General features: G+C 57.2%; 13 protein-coding genes. 12 read left to right on the top strand and 1 reads right to left on the bottom strand.

The genetic code is table 11. The features are described from left to right. The first annotated feature begins 102 nt into the window (after nt 1-102). The 5 genes from ACUVOF_RS11290 to ACUVOF_RS11270 all read left to right on the top strand — a co-directional run bounded on the left by ACUVOF_RS11290 (nt 103) and on the right by ACUVOF_RS11270 (nt 6,775). Nucleotides 103-1,314 (top strand): aldose epimerase family protein, encoded by a 1,212-nt coding sequence (locus ACUVOF_RS11290; protein ID WP_447044445.1) that lies wholly within the window; start codon nt 103-105, stop codon nt 1,312-1,314. A gap of 71 nt (nt 1,315-1,385) precedes the next feature. After that, entirely contained in the window at nt 1,386-2,381 is a 996-nt protein-coding gene (locus ACUVOF_RS11285; RefSeq protein ID WP_447044444.1) for an arabinose ABC transporter substrate-binding protein, read from the top strand. A 35-nt stretch (nt 2,382-2,416) separates the two neighbouring features. Then, nucleotides 2,417-3,910, top strand: a complete 1,494-nt coding sequence (gene araG, locus ACUVOF_RS11280) for an L-arabinose ABC transporter ATP-binding protein AraG (RefSeq protein WP_447044443.1) — start codon at nt 2,417-2,419, stop codon at nt 3,908-3,910. 46 nt (nt 3,911-3,956) lie between these two features. Continuing rightward, nucleotides 3,957-4,967, top strand: a complete 1,011-nt coding sequence (araH, locus tag ACUVOF_RS11275) for an L-arabinose ABC transporter permease AraH (RefSeq protein ID WP_113269429.1) — start codon at nt 3,957-3,959, stop codon at nt 4,965-4,967. Nucleotides 4,968-5,029: 62 nt separating this feature from the next. Further along, nucleotides 5,030-6,775 (top strand): IlvD/Edd family dehydratase, encoded by a 1,746-nt coding sequence (locus ACUVOF_RS11270; RefSeq protein WP_447044442.1) that lies wholly within the window; start codon nt 5,030-5,032, stop codon nt 6,773-6,775. Here the strand turns inward: ACUVOF_RS11270 and ACUVOF_RS11265 are convergent. Then, nucleotides 6,772-7,998, bottom strand: a complete 1,227-nt coding sequence (locus tag ACUVOF_RS11265) for an ROK family protein (RefSeq protein WP_447044441.1) — start codon at nt 7,996-7,998, stop codon at nt 6,772-6,774. The two genes, ACUVOF_RS11270 and ACUVOF_RS11265, sit on opposite strands and share 4 nt — an antisense overlap. Before the next feature lie 163 nt (nt 7,999-8,161). On the opposite strand from ACUVOF_RS11265, the gene ACUVOF_RS11260 reads away from it, so the two are divergent. The 7 genes from ACUVOF_RS11260 (at nt 8,162) to ACUVOF_RS11230 (ending at nt 16,189) form a co-directional block, all read left to right on the top strand. After that, nucleotides 8,162-9,673 (top strand): sugar ABC transporter ATP-binding protein, encoded by a 1,512-nt coding sequence (locus ACUVOF_RS11260; RefSeq protein ID WP_447044440.1) that lies wholly within the window; start codon nt 8,162-8,164, stop codon nt 9,671-9,673. Further along, nucleotides 9,666-10,697, top strand: coding sequence for an ABC transporter permease (locus ACUVOF_RS11255; protein ID WP_447044439.1), 1,032 nt, complete (start codon nt 9,666-9,668; stop codon nt 10,695-10,697). The genes ACUVOF_RS11260 and ACUVOF_RS11255 overlap by 8 nt, the downstream gene beginning before the upstream one ends. 124 nt (nt 10,698-10,821) lie before the next feature. Then, the gene (locus ACUVOF_RS11250; protein WP_447044438.1) at nt 10,822-11,775 is read left to right on the top strand and encodes an ABC transporter substrate-binding protein; all 954 of its coding nucleotides are present in this window, start codon (nt 10,822-10,824) and stop codon (nt 11,773-11,775) included. A 111-nt stretch (nt 11,776-11,886) separates the two neighbouring features. Further along, nucleotides 11,887-12,939 (top strand): sugar phosphate isomerase/epimerase family protein, encoded by a 1,053-nt coding sequence (locus tag ACUVOF_RS11245; protein ID WP_447044437.1) that lies wholly within the window; start codon nt 11,887-11,889, stop codon nt 12,937-12,939. Nucleotides 12,940-12,997: 58 nt separating this feature from the next. Next, nucleotides 12,998-14,161 (top strand): Gfo/Idh/MocA family protein, encoded by a 1,164-nt coding sequence (locus ACUVOF_RS11240; protein ID WP_447044436.1) that lies wholly within the window; start codon nt 12,998-13,000, stop codon nt 14,159-14,161. 42 nt (nt 14,162-14,203) lie between these two features. Continuing rightward, entirely contained in the window at nt 14,204-14,974 is a 771-nt protein-coding gene (locus ACUVOF_RS11235) for an SDR family NAD(P)-dependent oxidoreductase (RefSeq protein WP_447044435.1), read from the top strand. A 75-nt stretch (nt 14,975-15,049) separates the two neighbouring features. Then, nucleotides 15,050-16,189 carry a heparan-alpha-glucosaminide N-acetyltransferase domain-containing protein gene (locus ACUVOF_RS11230; RefSeq protein ID WP_447044434.1) on the top strand — a complete coding sequence of 380 codons (1,140 nt, stop codon included), beginning with the start codon at nt 15,050-15,052 and terminating at the stop codon, nt 16,187-16,189. Nucleotides 16,190-16,204: the final 15 nt, after the last annotated feature.

Here is a 16,204-nt window from a genome sequence, read left to right as displayed (position 1 = left end):
TGGTTATGACGGAATTCTCTACTGTAGGGAATGTATTGGCGTTAAGGATGCTGGCTTAACAGCCTCCACTAACAACAAAAGTATGTCTCCAGGAGAATGCTCATGCCTCTCATGTACAGCCAAGTATTAAGAAGTGGGTCGCCATTGCTGCTCAGTGCTATTGCCGCGATGCTACTGGTAAACACAGCGCAAGCGCAGAATGACTCTGAAACCGCTGACAGCATTCAGACGTCAGTGTTTGGCCACCTACCGGATGGCCGTCAGGTCGATCTCTACCAGTTTACCAACAGCAATGGCGTTGAACTGCGGGTGATCAACTACGGCGGCATCATCGTGTCGCTGAAAACTCCCAATGTCGCGGGTGAGTTCGACGACATCGTGCTGGGTTTCGACTCCCTGGAGGCCTATCTCTCCGATGAGTATCGCCAGGCTAACCCCTACTTCGGGGCCATCATTGGGCGCTACGGCAATCGCATCGCGGGTGGTCAGTTCTCCCTTGAAGGGGAAAGCTATTCACTAGCCACCAACGATGGCAGCAACCATCTACATGGCGGCGATCAGGGCTTCGATAAAGTGCTGTGGCAGGCCGAGCCTTTTGAGAACGATGCTGGCACCGGTTTGGTGCTGCGTTACACCAGCGAGGATGGCGAAGAGGGTTACCCCGGTAAGTTGGAGGCCGAAGTCACCTATACGCTGACCGATAATGACGAACTGATGGTTGATTACCGGGCTGTGACTGACAAGGCGACACCGGTCAACCTCACCCAGCACAGCTACTTCAACCTTAAAGGCGAGGGCAGCGACAGCATTCTCGACCATCAGTTGATGATTAATGCCTCGGAATTCACCCCGGTAAACGAGTCACTGATTCCCACCGGTGAGATCCGCTCGGTGGAAGGTACACCTTTCGACTTTACCCAGGCGACCGCCATCGGTGAACGGATTGAGCAGGATAACGAGCAGCTCGATTTCGGAGGCGGTTATGACCACAACTTTGTGCTTAACCGCGACGAGGCCGCACAGGATGAGCTGGTATTGGCCGCTAAGGTATGGGAGCCGCAGAGTGGCCGCATGCTGGAGTTTTCCACTACCGAGCCAGGCATCCAGTTCTATTCCGGCAATTTCCTTGATGGCAGCCTGACTGGTAAGCAGGGCCAAGCCTACGAACATCGCTCCGGCTTTGCATTAGAAACCCAGCACTACCCCGACTCTCCCAATCAAGAGGCGTTTCCCAGCACGATCTTAGAGCCGGACGAGACGTATCGCTCACGCACGGTATACCGCTTTTCTGCGCAACAGGATTTCGATTCATAACGCCCAGTAAGCTTGTAATATAAAAATTAATTATCAATAAAAACAACGCCATAAATCGCAGGAGTATAACAATGAAATTGACGACCACCTTTACGCGTTTGGCTCTCGGTAGCGCCATTATGCTGGCCTCCTTAGGCTCAGTTCAGGCTCAAGAGGATGAGGTGAAGATCGGCTTTATCGTTAAAAAGCCGGAACAGGCATGGTTTATCAATGAACAGGAAGCGGCCACGGCAGCCGGTGAAGAGCTTGGCTTCGAAGTGGTGCGCCTTGGGGGCGAAGATGGTCAGGAGGTGCTCAGCGCCATTGATAACCTCTATGCTCAGGGAGCCGAAGGCTTTGTGATCTGCCCGCCGGATGTACGCCTGGGGCCCGCGATCATGAACCGCGCCGAGCAGTACGGAATGAAAGTAGTCACCGTGGATGACCAGTTTGTCACCTCCAGCGGTGAACCGATGGAAGGCGTGCCGCACCTGGGTATGTCAGGTACCCAAATTGGTCGGCAAGTAGGCGAGGCAATTAACGCCGAAATGGAAGCACGCGGTTGGAATCCCGAAGAGGTTGCCGCGCTTCGCATTACCAATAACGAGCTCCCCACAGCGGTGGAACGCACGGATGGCGCGACCGAAGCGCTGTTGGCATCCGGTTTTCCTGAAGACAATATTTTCGATGCGCCTCAGCAGAGCACCGACACCAGCGGTGCCTTCTCTGCCGCGTCGCCAGTGCTTTCTCAGCACGGCGATTACGAGCACTGGGTGATCTATGCCCTCAATGAGGAGAGTGTACTCGGTGGCGTGCGGGCTACCGAACAGTACGGCCTGGCATCCGAGGATGTGATTGGGGTCGGCATTAACGGCTCCGGCGCTGCCTTTGCGGAGTTCTCCCGCGACAACCCCACCGGCTTCCATGGCACCGTGGCAGTGAGTTCTACCATGCATGGCCGCCAAACAGCCGAAGACCTCTACCGCTGGATTAGCGAAGGTGAAGAGCCACCGGCCAACACTGAAACCTCTGGCACGCTGATGACCCGGGACAACTGGCAGGAAGTGCGTGAAGAGCTGGGTTTATAAGGCGTTGGGCCTGTCACGTCTGCCGGAGTTGAATCATGTCTGATGCTTATCTACGTTTCGATGCGATTAGTGTCGTTTTCCCCGGCGTTCGTGCGTTGGATGGCGTGAGCTTTGCGGCTCACGCCGGCCAAGTGCACGCCCTGATGGGCGAGAACGGCGCAGGTAAATCCACCCTGCTCAAAGTGCTTAGCGGCGTTAACAGGGTTGCCGAAGGTGCACTCTGGATCGATGGGCGGCGCCATGTCTTTAACAATGCTCGGGAGGCGTTGCGCGAGGGGATCGCGATTATCTATCAGGAGCTGACGCTCTCACCCAATATGTCGGTGGCCGAAAATCTGCTGCTAGGGCAGCTGCCCACACGGGGGGGATTTGTAAACCGCCGTCAGTTGCGTGAGAAAGCACTGGCAATACTCGCCGACCTGGGTGAGGGGGAGATCCATCCTTCGACCAAGGTGCGTGAACTCTCCATCGGCCAGCAGCAAATGATCGAAATTGGTCGCGCCTTGCTGCGCGACGCCAAGGTTATTGCCTTCGATGAACCCACCAGCAGCCTCTCGATTCAGGAAATTCGCCAGCTTAAGCGCATCGTCAAACGGCTGCGTGACGAAGGCCGGGTGGTGCTCTACGTCACCCACCGCATGGAAGAGGTGTTCGAGATGTGCGATGCGGTCACTATTTTCCGTGATGGCCAGCACATCCGAACCCACGAGGACATGTCCGAGCTAAATCATGATCTTTTAGTAAGTGAAATGGTTGGCCGGGATATTGACGATGTCTACGGCTATCGTGCTCGCGAACATGGTGACGTGATTTTGAGCGTGGAAGGTATCCAAGGGCGCGGCCTAAAAGCGCCGGTCAGTTTCTCCGTTAAGCGCGGTGAAGTGTTTGGGCTGTTTGGTTTGGTGGGGGCGGGGCGTAGCGAGCTGCTGCGTCTTGTCTGCGGTGTCGAGACACCCAAGGCAGGCAGTGTTCACTTTAACGGTGAAGCACGACGTTTTAAAAGCCCCGCTGAGGCAATTCGTGCCGGTATTGCCATGTGCCCGGAGGACCGAAAATCCCAGGGGATCTTCCCCGTGGCCAGCGTGGCCGACAACCTCAACATTAGTTGTCGACGCTTTTTTAAACGCTGGGGATTATTCCGCCACCCCGGACGCGAACGGCGCAATGCCGAGTCGTATATCCAGCAACTCAGTGTTAAAACGCCGGGCCCGCGCACACCGATCGGCAAACTTTCCGGCGGCAACCAGCAAAAGGTGATTCTGGCCCGCTGGCTCGCCGAGGAGATCGATTTATTTGTGATGGACGAGCCGACCCGAGGTATTGATGTCGGTGCTCGGCGGGATATTTACTCGCTGCTCTACGACTTGGCTGAACAAGGCAAAAGCGTTGTGGTGATCTCTAGTGACCTGGCCGAGGTCAGCTCGATTTGCGACCGCATTGCCGTGATGCGTGACGGAGAGCTGGTGGAAGTGGTGCCGCGTGAGTCGGCCACCCCGGAGCGCCTGCTGGGGTTGGCGCTACCCGCCTAGTCGGTTTTTCAGTACTTTTTTAAGAGACAGGTTCAGGACAAACACTATGACAACCAACAATGTAACCCAAGGCGATACCACGCCTGCACGCCCAGCGGGGCGCCAGGGGCTCATCAAGCCGCTGCGCACACTGCTCGACACCTCAGGATTAATTGCCGTTTTCTTGCTGTTGTTTGTGGCGTTAGCAGTACTCATTCCTGACTTTCTGACCGGGCGAAATATGGTCGGGCTGCTGCTATCGATCACGCTGATCGGCAGCTTGGCGACCACCATGATGCTAGTACTTGCCCTGGGGGAGGTGGATCTTTCGGTCGCTTCTATCGTGGCCTTTGCGGGGGTAGTTGCGGCGGTGGTGACCTCCAGTACCGGTAGCGTTTTTATCGGTGTTATTGGTGGCGTTGTGGCAGGCGGTGCGGTAGGTGCTTTCAATGGCCTGGTGATTGCCAAGTTCGGCATTAATTCACTGATTGCGACCCTGGCCGCGATGGAGTTTGTCCGTGGGCTTGCCTATATCACCTCCGGTGGTGACGCCGTCATGATTACCGTGCCGGGCTTCTTCGACTTGGGCAGCGCTTCATTTCTGGGCCTGACGTTACCGGTGTGGACCATGTTGGCCTGTTTTGTAATTTTTGGCGTAGTACTCAATATGACCTCTTTCGGGCGCAATGTGCTGGCCACTGGCGGTAATTCGGAAGCTGCTTCCCTAGCGGGGGTTAACGTCCGCCGCCTTAAAATTATTGTTTTTGGCTTGCAAGGTGTCGTCGCGGGCGTGGTCGGCGTGCTGTTGGCATCGCGCATGGGACTGGGCGATCCCAATACCTCCATGGGCCTGGAACTGGCGGTGATCTCCGCCTGTGTGCTGGGCGGCGTGGCGCTATCCGGCGGTGTGGCCACCATTACCGGCGTGGTGGTCGGTGTGCTGATTATGGGCTGCGTGCAGAACGCCATGGGCCTGCTCAACGTGCCGACCTTTTACCAATACCTGGTGCGTGGTGCGATTCTGCTGTTGGCGGTGATGTTCGACCGTTGGAAACAGACCCGTCGTCAGCGGGCCTGACGCTTAAACCGTTCCCCTTTATTCGTTAGTCACTTTTTCCCGGTTTGTACGGAGGCTTTGTTATGTCTGATCGTCAGCGCCCATTACGTTCTGCCCAGTGGTTTGGCACCGCCGATAAAAATGGTTTTATGTACCGTAGTTGGATGAAAAACCAGGGCATTCCCGACCATGAATTCCAGGGCAAGCCGATCATCGGTATCTGCAACACCTGGTCGGAGCTGACCCCCTGCAATGCGCACTTTCGGAAGCTGGCGGAACACGTAAAGCAGGGCGTGCTGGAGGCGGGCGGCTACCCGGTGGAGTTCCCGGTGTTCTCCAACGGCGAGTCCAACCTGCGCCCCACGGCAATGTTCACCCGCAACCTGGCCAGCATGGATGTGGAGGAGGCGATTCGCGGCAACCCCATCGATGCGGTGGTGCTACTGGTCGGTTGCGACAAGACCACCCCGGCGCTACTGATGGGCGCGGCGAGCTGCGATATTCCCACCATCGTGGTCACCGGCGGGCCGATGCTCAACGGCAAGCACAAGGGCAAGGACATTGGCTCCGGCACCGTGGTGTGGAAGCTCTCCGAGCAGGTTAAGGCTGGCGAAATATCGCTGCACGACTTTATGGCCGCCGAGGCGGGGATGTCCCGTTCGGCAGGTACCTGCAACACCATGGGCACCGCTTCCACCATGGCCTGTATGGCCGAATCGCTGGGCACGTCGCTGCCCCACAACGCGGCGATTCCGGCAGTCGATTCCCGCCGCTACGTACTCGCCCATTTATCGGGTAACCGCATCGTCGAGATGGTCAACGAAGACCTACGGCTCTCCAAAATCCTCACCAAGGAAGCGTTCGATAACGCCATCCGCACCAACGCGGCCATCGGCGGTTCCACCAACGCGGTGATTCATCTCAAGGCGATTGCTGGCCGTATTGGTGTCGATCTAACGTTGGACGATTGGAGCCGGGTCGGGCGCGGCACGCCCACGGTGGTGGACCTGCAGCCCTCGGGGCGCTTTCTGATGGAGGAGTTCTACTACGCCGGTGGCCTGCCCGCGGTGCTTAGACACCTGGGTGAGGCCGACCGACTGCCGTTCAAGGACGCCTTAACCGTCAATGGCAAGACGCTGTGGGAAAACGTCCAGGACGCCCCGCTGTACAACGACGAGGTGATTCGAAAGCTGGATAATCCGCTTACGGCAGATGGCGGTATCTGCGTGGTGCGCGGCAACCTCGCCCCCAACGGTGCCGTGCTCAAACCCTCGGCGGCCACCGCCGAGCTGATGCAGCATCGCGGCCGTGCGGTGGTGTTTGAGGACTTCGACGACTACAAGGCGCGCATCAACGACCCGGATTTGGATGTTGAAGCCAATGATATTTTGGTTATGAAACACTGCGGCCCGCGGGGTTATCACGGAATGGCGGAGGTGGGCAATATGGGCCTACCGCCCAAGATTCTCGCCCAGGGGATTACCGACATGGTGCGTATTTCCGATGCTCGCATGAGCGGCACCGCCTACGGCACTGTAGTGCTGCACGTGGCCCCGGAAGCCGCCGCCGGTGGCCCGCTGGCGGCGGTGCGCAATGGCGACTGGATCGAACTCGATTGCGAAAGCGGCCGACTAAACCTGGAACTCAGCGACGAAGAGCTGGCCTCACGTCTGGCCGAGAGCGACCCCACCGCCGCCTCGACACTCATCGCCAGCCAGGGCGGCTACCGCCAGCTGTATATCGAACATGTGCTCCAAGCCGACGAAGGCTGCGACTTCGACTTCCTGGTCGGCTGCCGGGGTTCTGATGTGCCGAGGCATTCGCATTAACTGACGGATTTGGTCTGGCTGGCTAATAGCGTCTGGGCATCGGTGGCTTGTAGCGCCATGGCGATGGCTCCCATGCAGGTCATGTCACGATCCCAGGCGCAGCTCTCTATACGCGTAGTGCCTATCAGTTCGGCCACCAGGGCTTCGTCAATGGCAGCGTGCATAGCGGGCTGCATAGCGCCAAAACCACGTACACCAGAACCGGTGATCAGCACTAGATCGGGGTTAAACAGTGCCAGAATATTGGCGATACCATAGCCCAGCGCCCGGCCCGCTTCGGTGTAGATACGCTGTGCAGCCGGGTCACCGTTTAATGCTAATTGGGTTAGCGCCTGCATCTGCTCCTCTGATGGGTGCGCGCTGTCGCCGGTAGGCAAGTTGAAATGGCCTGCGGCGGCTCGGTAGAGTGCGTAGTCGCTAGCGTAGGCTTCGATACAGCCCCGTCGCCCGCAGGCGCAGAGGGCGCCCTCCGGCTGGTATTTGCTATGGCCAAACTCTGCCGCCGAGCCATTGGCCCCCAGAAATGGCACGCCGTTAATCAACACCGACATGCCGATGCCGTAGCCCAGCATAATGACCACCAAATGAGGATAGCCTGAGTAGGCTGGCTGCGCTGCCAGCACGCTGGCGATACAGTTGGCATCGTTCTCGAGCAGCACGCTACAGTGAAAACGTTCCGCTAAACGAGAGGATATTGGCACGTTGCGCAAGCTCAAGGCGGGCGACCAAATAATAGTGCCACTTTGTAACGACACCACGCCTTGCACCGCCAGGCAGATCCCCGCCAAACGTTGAAATCCCTTCAACTGCTGAGCGCAGACAGCACTGATCTTCTCTTCCAATAACATTGCTAGTTCATCGGCGCTCAGCGTCAGAGTGGGCACAATGTGATGCTCGCTATGGCGTACCTGGCCCAAGAAATCACCCACCACCACCTGGATCTCATTGATCGATAGCTTGATGCACACCACGCAGGCGGCATTAGGGTCGAGTTGAACCAGTGTTTTTGGCCGGCCACGCCCGGTGGGGCGGAGTGTTTCAGGGGGGCGTTCATTGATCAGGCCCTGCTGGATTAAATCGGCGCTGATCGAGGTAATGGTGGCGGAGCTAATGCCGTTCAGTGCGCCCAGGTCGACACGTGCGACAGGTCCTTGGTCACGCAGCGTGCGAATTACCGCTAGTGTGTTGTCGTGGCGGCTGGTATCAGTCGACGGAAGCGCCATAAAAAGTGCCGTTATTGTTTGAGGTGAAAAATCACAAAATGCGACCTAAGTTGCATATGCATTTATTTATTTTAGCACCTAAAGTAAATAAAGCATCGCACGATAGCAAATAATGTGAGAAAGCCTTAAACGGATAATAACAACAGTAACAACAGGTGGCTCCATGCTCTTATCAGCGCGCAAACTCTGCCGTTCGTTTGGCGATAACCAAGTGTTGTTCGACGTTGATCTCGATCTGCAGGCGGGTGAAGTACATGCCTTGCTTGGCGAGAACGGCGCGGGAAAATCGACGCTGGTCAAAATTCTGGCAGGTTACCTTAGCGCGACTTCTGGCGACGTGATTGTGGACGGCCGCCAACGGCATTACCGCTCCAGCGGTGAGGCAGAAGCCGACGGTGTGGTGATGATTCATCAGGAACTGGCACTGGCGGAACAGCTCAGCGTGGAGGAGAACATCTTCCTGGGCCGCGAACTGCGCCGGGGCCTGTTTCTGGACCGACGTGTCATGCGCGAGCGTAGCCGGGCGGCGCTGGCAGAGCTTGAAACGCATGTTGATCCACGCGCCCGCGTGAAAGACCTCAGTACCTCCGATCAGCAGATGGTGGAAATCGCCAAGGCGATTACCCGCGACGTGCGCGTGCTGATCATGGACGAACCCACCGCCACCTTGACCGAAAACGAGGTAAAGGTGCTGTTTGCGCTGATCGACCGCCTGCGCCAGCGGGGCGTGGCCATTTTGTATATCTCCCACAAGTTGCGTGAAATCGAGCAGATTGCTGACCGCGTGACGGTGCTGCGCGACGGCCACTTAGTGGATAGCGGCCCCATGGCCGGGCGCAGCAAAGAGGAGTTGGCGCGGTTGATGGTGGGGCGTGAGATCACTGAAATGTATCCGCCGCGTACCCTCCTTCCTGACGATGCGCCGGTAGTGCTGGAAGTGTGCGATATGGTGGTGCCCGGTGCCGTTAAGCAGGCCAGCTTTACCCTGCGCCGGGGCGAGGTGCTGGGGTTCGGCGGCATCGTGGGGGCGGGTCGCACCGCATTAATTGAAGCGGTGCTGGGCTTGCGCCGCAAAAGCGCCGGGCAGGTGCTGCGCCACGGCCAGCCAGTGGTAATGCGCCACCTGCGTGATGCGGTATATCAGCGCATTGCCTATCTCACCGAGGATCGCAAGGGCAAAGGGCTGGTGCTCAACATGGATCTGCGCTCCAACGTTACCTTGCTCAACCTGCGCGCTCACTGCCATCCATTAATTGACCGCCGCCGTGAAGAGCAAGCCTTTCAACAGGCGATTGAACGCTTCGATATTCGGCTGCGCACAGCTGCTCGCACCGCTGCTGAACTCTCTGGCGGCAACCAGCAGAAGCTGCTGCTCGCCAAGGTGATGTCCATCGACCCGGAAGTCGTGATTATCAATGAACCGACGCGTGGCATCGATGTGGGCACCAAACATCAGATTTATCACTTTATCCGCGAGCTAACAGATTCAGGCTGCTCGGTGATTCTGATCTCGTCGGAGATGGGCGAGCTGATTGGGCTATCCCACCGAGTGGCGGTGATGTGTGCCGGCGTTCTCACTGGCGTACTTGAAGGTGAGCAGATTAACGAACAAGAAATCATGCAGTACGCATCCGGCATTAAGGGAGTAGGGGTAGATGAGCAGCGTCATGGCTAATAACGAAAAGTCCGATAACATAACGACCCGGCAACGAATGCCCGCCTCAAAACGGTTCGCTGTTGACCTAAAAACCTGGGGGCCGTTTGTGGCGCTGTTGGCGCTGGCGGTACTGGGTGTGCTGATCAACCCGGCGTTTCTGGGGCTGGATAACCTTTCGAACATGCTCACCCGCAGTGCCTTTATCGGCATTATCGCCATCGGCGCCACCTTCGTGATTACCGCCGGTGGGCTGGATCTTTCCGTGGGGGCAATGGCGGCCTTTATTGCGGGTGTCATGATAATTCTGATGAACAGCCTCGTGGAGCAGTTCGGCGCGGGGTGGACCACCGTGCTATTGGGAATTGGCGCGTCGCTGCTGTTGGGGGTATGCGCTGGTTTTATCAACGGCATGGTGACGACGAAAGGCAAGATTGAAGCGTTTATTGTCACTCTCGGCACCATGGGGATTTACCGTTCGCTGGTGACCTACCTTGCCGATGGCGGAACCCTCACTCTGGATTGGGCCGTGCGCGATATCTATCGCCCGGTCTACTACGGCAGCTTTTTGGGCATCACTATCCCCGTGTGGGTGTTTTTGGCAGTGGCCGTCATAGGTTACATCTTGCTCAACTACACCCGCTTTGGGCGCTACTGCTTTGCCATCGGCTCCAATGAAAAAGTCGCCGAATACAGCGCCATTCATGTGGATCGCGTGAAAACTCTGACCTACATGCTGCAAGGCGTGTGTGTGGCGCTGGCAACGATTATTTATGTGCCGCGTTTGGGCTCTGCCTCGGGGGCTACCGGGGTGTTGTGGGAGCTTGAAGCGATTGCCGCGGTGATTATTGGCGGCACCATGCTGAAGGGTGGGCATGGACGTATCTGGGGCACGGTAGTGGGTGCCATCATGCTGACCATGATTGGCAATATTCTCAATCTAACCGATGCCATTTCCAACTATCTCAACGGTACGGTGCAAGGGATCATCATTATTGTGGCGGTCTATTTGCAGCGTGCGTCATGGAGAAAAACCGGGCCTTAACGCCAAACCTACACCAACCATATAACAACGATAGCAACCTGACACGTTCAACTGCCTAACACGTCTCAACCGCCAAAAACGTATCAACAAGTCTAACAACTACAAAGACAAAAGGAGCATTACGATGCCGACTATCAAAACCGCCGTAGCAACGTTAGCTACCACGGCAGCCATAGGGCTTTCCAGCGCCGCCGTTGCCCAGGAGTTCACCATCGGTGTTTCCATTCCAGCAGCCACTCATGGTTGGACTGGCGGGGTCAACTACCATGCCGAAGAGGCCAAAAAGCGCCTTGAAGCACTCTACCCGGATATTGAAATCACCATCTCCACCGCGGGCACCGCTGGCGAGCAGGCTAATGACCTGGAAGATTTAGTATCACTGCGCAACATCGATGCCTTAGTCGTGCTGCCATTTGAGTCGGGCCCATTGACTGACCCGGTGCGCCGGGTTAAAGACTCAGGCGTGTTCGTCACGGTGGTCGATCGTGGGCTAACGGAAGAGGGTATCGAAGACCTTTACGTGGCGGGTAACAACCATGAGTTAGGCCGCGTTTCCGGCGAGTATATTCGTGAGCAGCTGGACGATGAAGGCGACATTGTGGTGCTGCGGGGTATTCCCACAGTGATTGATGACGAGCGTGTGCAAGGTTTCCAAGAGGCGATCGAAGGCTCTGAGATCAATATCCTCGACATGCAGCACGCCAACTGGAATCGCGATGATGGCTTCGAGGTCATGCAGGACTATTTAGCACGTTTCGAGAACATCGATGCCGTTTGGGCGCAGGATGACGACATCGCGCTGGGTGTCATTGAAGCGGTACGTCAAGCAGACCGTGAAGATGAGCTGTTTATCGTCGGTGGGGCGGGCATGAAGGACATTATCAAACGGGTCATGGAGGGCGATGAGCTGGTACCGGTGGACGTGCTCTATCCGCCCGCGATGATTGCCACCGCGATGGACCTGACCGTGCAGCACTTTGTCTCCAATGGCCCCGTGCTGGGCGAATACATTCTGGGTTCGCCGCTGATTACCCAGGAGAACGCCGAGCAGTACTACTTCCCCGATTCGCCGTTCTGATCGCTTGTTGATTGCTTATTGATTGAGTAGTCATTAATAGGCGCGGGAAAACAGCATTACTTCTTCCCGCGCCTAACCAAGCGCTTAATCCAAACGATATGAGAGAGTCCTATGAAAACCATCAAAGGGCCAGCGCTCTTTCTCGCCCAGTTCGCCGGTGACGATACCCCTTTTAATAGCCTGGATAGCATTGCGGCCTGGGCGGCAGGGTTAGGTTATAAAGGTGTGCAAATCCCCAGTTGGGATGCGCGCCTGTTCGATTTAAAGCGCGCCGCCGAAAGCCAGACCTACTGTGACGAGGTCAAAGGAACCCTGGCTGGGCATGGCTTGGCACTTACTGAGCTTTCCACTCACCTGCAGGGCCAACTGGTCGCCGTGCATCCGGCTTATGATGAGATGTTTGATGGCTTTGCAGTACCCGAAGTGCGCGGCAATCCCAGTGCGCGCCAGGCTTGGGCCGTTGAACAACTGAAATTGGCCGCCCAGGCATCGCAAAATCTCGGCCTAACCGACCATGGCACCTTTTCGGGCTCGCTGGCGTGGCCCTACGTCTATCCCTGGCCCCAGCGCCCGGCAGGATTGATCGAAACCGCGTTCGATGAACTGGCGAAACGCTGGCGGCCAATACTGGACGCCTTTGACGAGGCGGGTGTGAATCTCTGCTACGAGATTCATCCCGGCGAGGACCTGCACGACGGCATCACCTTTGAGATGTTCCTCGAGCGGGTCGGCAACCATCCACGCTGCCACATCCTTTACGACCCCAGCCACCTGATCCTGCAGCAACTCGACTACCGCGGCTTTCTGGACGTGTATCGCGACCATATTCAGATGTTTCACGTTAAAGACGCCGAGTTTAACCCCAGCCCCAAGCAGGGCGTTTACTCCGGCTATCAGTCGTGGACGGAGCGCGCGGGCCGCTTCCGTTCCCTGGGTGATGGCCAGATCGACTTTAAGTCGATCTTCTCCTGGATGGCGGCCAACGACTACCACGGCTGGGCGGTGCTGGAGTGGGAATGCTGCCTGAAGCATCCGGAAGTCGGTGCCCGGGAAGGCGCGAGCTTTATCCGCGACCACATTATTGAGGTGACCGAGCGGGCGTTTGATGACTTCGCTGACGGCGGCTCCGACCAGGCTGCCAATCGCCGCATCCTCGGTCTTTAATAACGTGCCTCAATTAATTCAACCCCATTAATTCAACGACAGCGAAGGGCAACACGACATGAGCACTCAACACGACACGCCGCGTCGGCTGCGACTGGGTATGGTCGGCGGTGGACAGGGAGCATTTATCGGCGGAGTGCATCGCATCGCCGCGCGGCTCGATGACCACTATGAACTGGTCGCCGGGGCCTTTGCCTCTGACCCCGAGCGCAGCCGGGTTGCCGCAGCGGAACTGCACGTGGCGGATGAACGCGCCTACCCCGATTACAAAGCCATGGCCGAAGCGGAGCGCAAGCGGCCGGATGGTATTGACGTGGTCGCCATTGTAACCCCCAACCATGTGCACTTCGACGTAGCGCGCACCTTTCTAGAAGCGGGTTTTCACGTCATCTGCGATAAGCCGATGACGATCACCCTTGAGGAGGCGCAAACCCTCGCCGAGCTGGTGGAGCGGACGGGACTCTTCTTCGGCTTGACCCATAACTACTCCGGCTACTCGCTGGTTCGCCAGGCGCGAGAGATGGTGGCCAACGGTGAGCTGGGCGAGCTTCGCGTCGTGCAGGTGGAGTACCCGCAAGACTGGCTCTCCACCCGCCTGGAAGAGAGCGGCGTCAAGCAGGCCGAGTGGCGCACCGACCCCAAACGCAGCGGCCCGGCAGGTTGTTTGGGGGATATCGGCACTCACGCCTACCACCTGGCGCGCTACGTCACCGGGTTGCAACTGGAATCACTTGCTGCCGATATGCACACCTTTGTTGAAGGCCGTGCGCTGGATGACAACGTGCATATGTTACTGCGCTTTAAAGGTGGCGCACGGGGAATGCTGTGGTCGAGCCAAGTGGCGCCGGGCAATGAAAACAGCCTGCAGCTACGCGTTTATGGCAGTAAAGGTGGCCTGGCCTGGCGCCAGGAAACGCCCAATCAGCTAGTGCACTCACCGCTGGGAGAACCTCCACGGATATTGACCCGGAACGGCCCGGGCCTGGACGAAGCGGCCATGGCGGCCGCGCGAATTCCGCCGGGGCACCCGGAAGGCTACCTGGAGGCGTTTGCTCAGCTCTATCGTGATTTCGCCGTGCAGATTCAGGCTCATCAACGAGGCGAAAGTGCCAACGCAGTGGTGATGCCAACGCCCGGCGTCACCGATGGTGTCGATGGTTTGACGTTCATTACCCGCGCACTGGCCTCGTCCGCCGCCGGTGGGCAGTGGGTGGATATGTAGAAACGGTCTTCGGCAATAACAATAAATGGAAGAGAGACACCTATGAACCAACCTTCAGCGCGCTATGCGAGCCTTGAGCAGCGGGTGGTTTTTATTACTGGCGGCGGCAGTGGCATCGGGGCTTCGCTTACACGCGCCTTTCACCATCAGGGCTCACGGGTGGTGTTTGTCGATATCGACGATGAAGCTAGTGAGGCGTTGGTCTCGGAGCTAAGAGCCGAGACAGGCGAAGCGCCGCGCTTTCATCACTGCGATATTCGCGACGTAGCAAGCCTACAGCAAGTGATCGCCGAGACCGGCCAGCACCTCGGCCCAATCCATACCCTGATTAACAATGCTGCAAGTGATGATCGTCACCGCTGGCAGGATGTGGATGTTACCTACTGGGATGAACGCATGTCGCTCAACCTGCGGCCGATGTTCTTTGCTGCCCAGGCGGCGGCTCAACAGATGATCGAGACAGGAGGTGGCTCGATCATTAACTTTGGCTCAGTCAGCGTACAAATGGCGCTGGGCGGCCTGCCCGCCTATGTCACTGCTAAAGCCGCAGTGCACGGCTTAACCCGCAGCCTGGCACGCGACCTGGGTGAGCATAATATCCGCGTTAATACGCTGGTGCCCGGCGCGGTGATGACCGAACGTCAGCTCGAAAAGTGGATTAGTCCCGAGGACGAAATCACCATTCAAGAGCGCCAGTGCCTAAAAATGCGCCTTGAGCCCCAACATATCGCTCCCGCCGTGCTGTTTTTAGCCAGCGCCGAAAGCCATGCAATTACCGGTCAGGAACTGGCGGTGGACGCTGGGTGGGCTTAGAGGAGGTCTGCCGGCTATGGTGTAACGCCTCGTTTTGCGTAATGATTCGATCCTTGCCCCTACAAGGACGTTTCGATGCCTGTGAAATGGACGCCGCTGAATTGGACGCCTCTAAAATGGACAGACAAGCCCCAGTTGCCCAAGGCGGAAGGCCGTATAGAAGCGATTGATTTGGCGCGTGGTCTAGCCATTGGCTTGATGATATTAAGTCACGCTGTCAGTGGCCTCGTCGGCATTCGTAATGTGCCCGATTGGGGCATGGTGCCGATCCATTTTCTGACCAAGTTCTCCTCTTCGCTGTTTATTATGGTGTTTGGCATCGCGCTGGCCGTGGCGTTTCTTTCGCATACCCAAAGTGACGATTGGCCAAGGCGCCGCTTAAAACTCTGGCTACGTGCCGTAGAAGTATGGTTCTGGTACAAGGCGCTGACTGTCTTTGAAATGCTTCCCTACTACCCACCCAGTGAAATTGTCGATGCGTTGCTGTATGGCCGCTTTGCGATTTGGGTCGAAATCTTAGGTTTCTACGCCATTGCGCTGCTATGGGTGCCGCTGATACTACCGCTATGGGCGCGGGCGCCGCTGTGGAGTCGACTCGCCACCATTGGCGCATTAACCGCGCTTACCGTCTGGCTGCAGAGTCTTACTTTTGGTGGCAACGATATCCTCAAAGCGTTGCTGGTGGATCACGAAGACCACTATACCTGGGGGCAAATTAGCCGTGCGCCGTTAATTTTGATTGGTCTGTTAATCGGAGAAGCCCTGTTGCGCTGCTACTCTGACCCCGCCACACGACGACGTTTAGTGCTTACGCTATTGGGCCTGGGCGCGCTGATGATTGCAGGGTTCTATGGCTTGGCTTTTGCCAGTGGTGATGTGCACGCAGCGATGCTGGCAGTAGCGAACAATGTCGGCAAACACCCACCAGGGCTTGAGTTTATGCTGTTTAGTCTTGGCGGCGCCTTGGTGTTGTTAGCCCTTGCTCTGGCGGGCGGTGCTAAAGCAGCAAAAGCATTAGTGCCGCTAACGATTGTCGGCTCTGATGCCCTCAAGGCGTTTATTTTCCATATTGTGATGATTTTTTTGGTGCTGCGCTTTTTGTTAGAAGGCGAAGGAATGTATACCTATCCACAGTCGCTTGGCATTGGCGGGCTGTTGATAGTTGGCGCCGCCGCGTGGATTTGGCTAACTCGCTGGGTGAACAATTACCGTTAACTAAAAGTTCGGAGT

The organism is Vreelandella sp. H-I2 (assembly GCF_052959335.1).
This window is presented reverse-complemented; position numbering and strand designations above follow the sequence as displayed.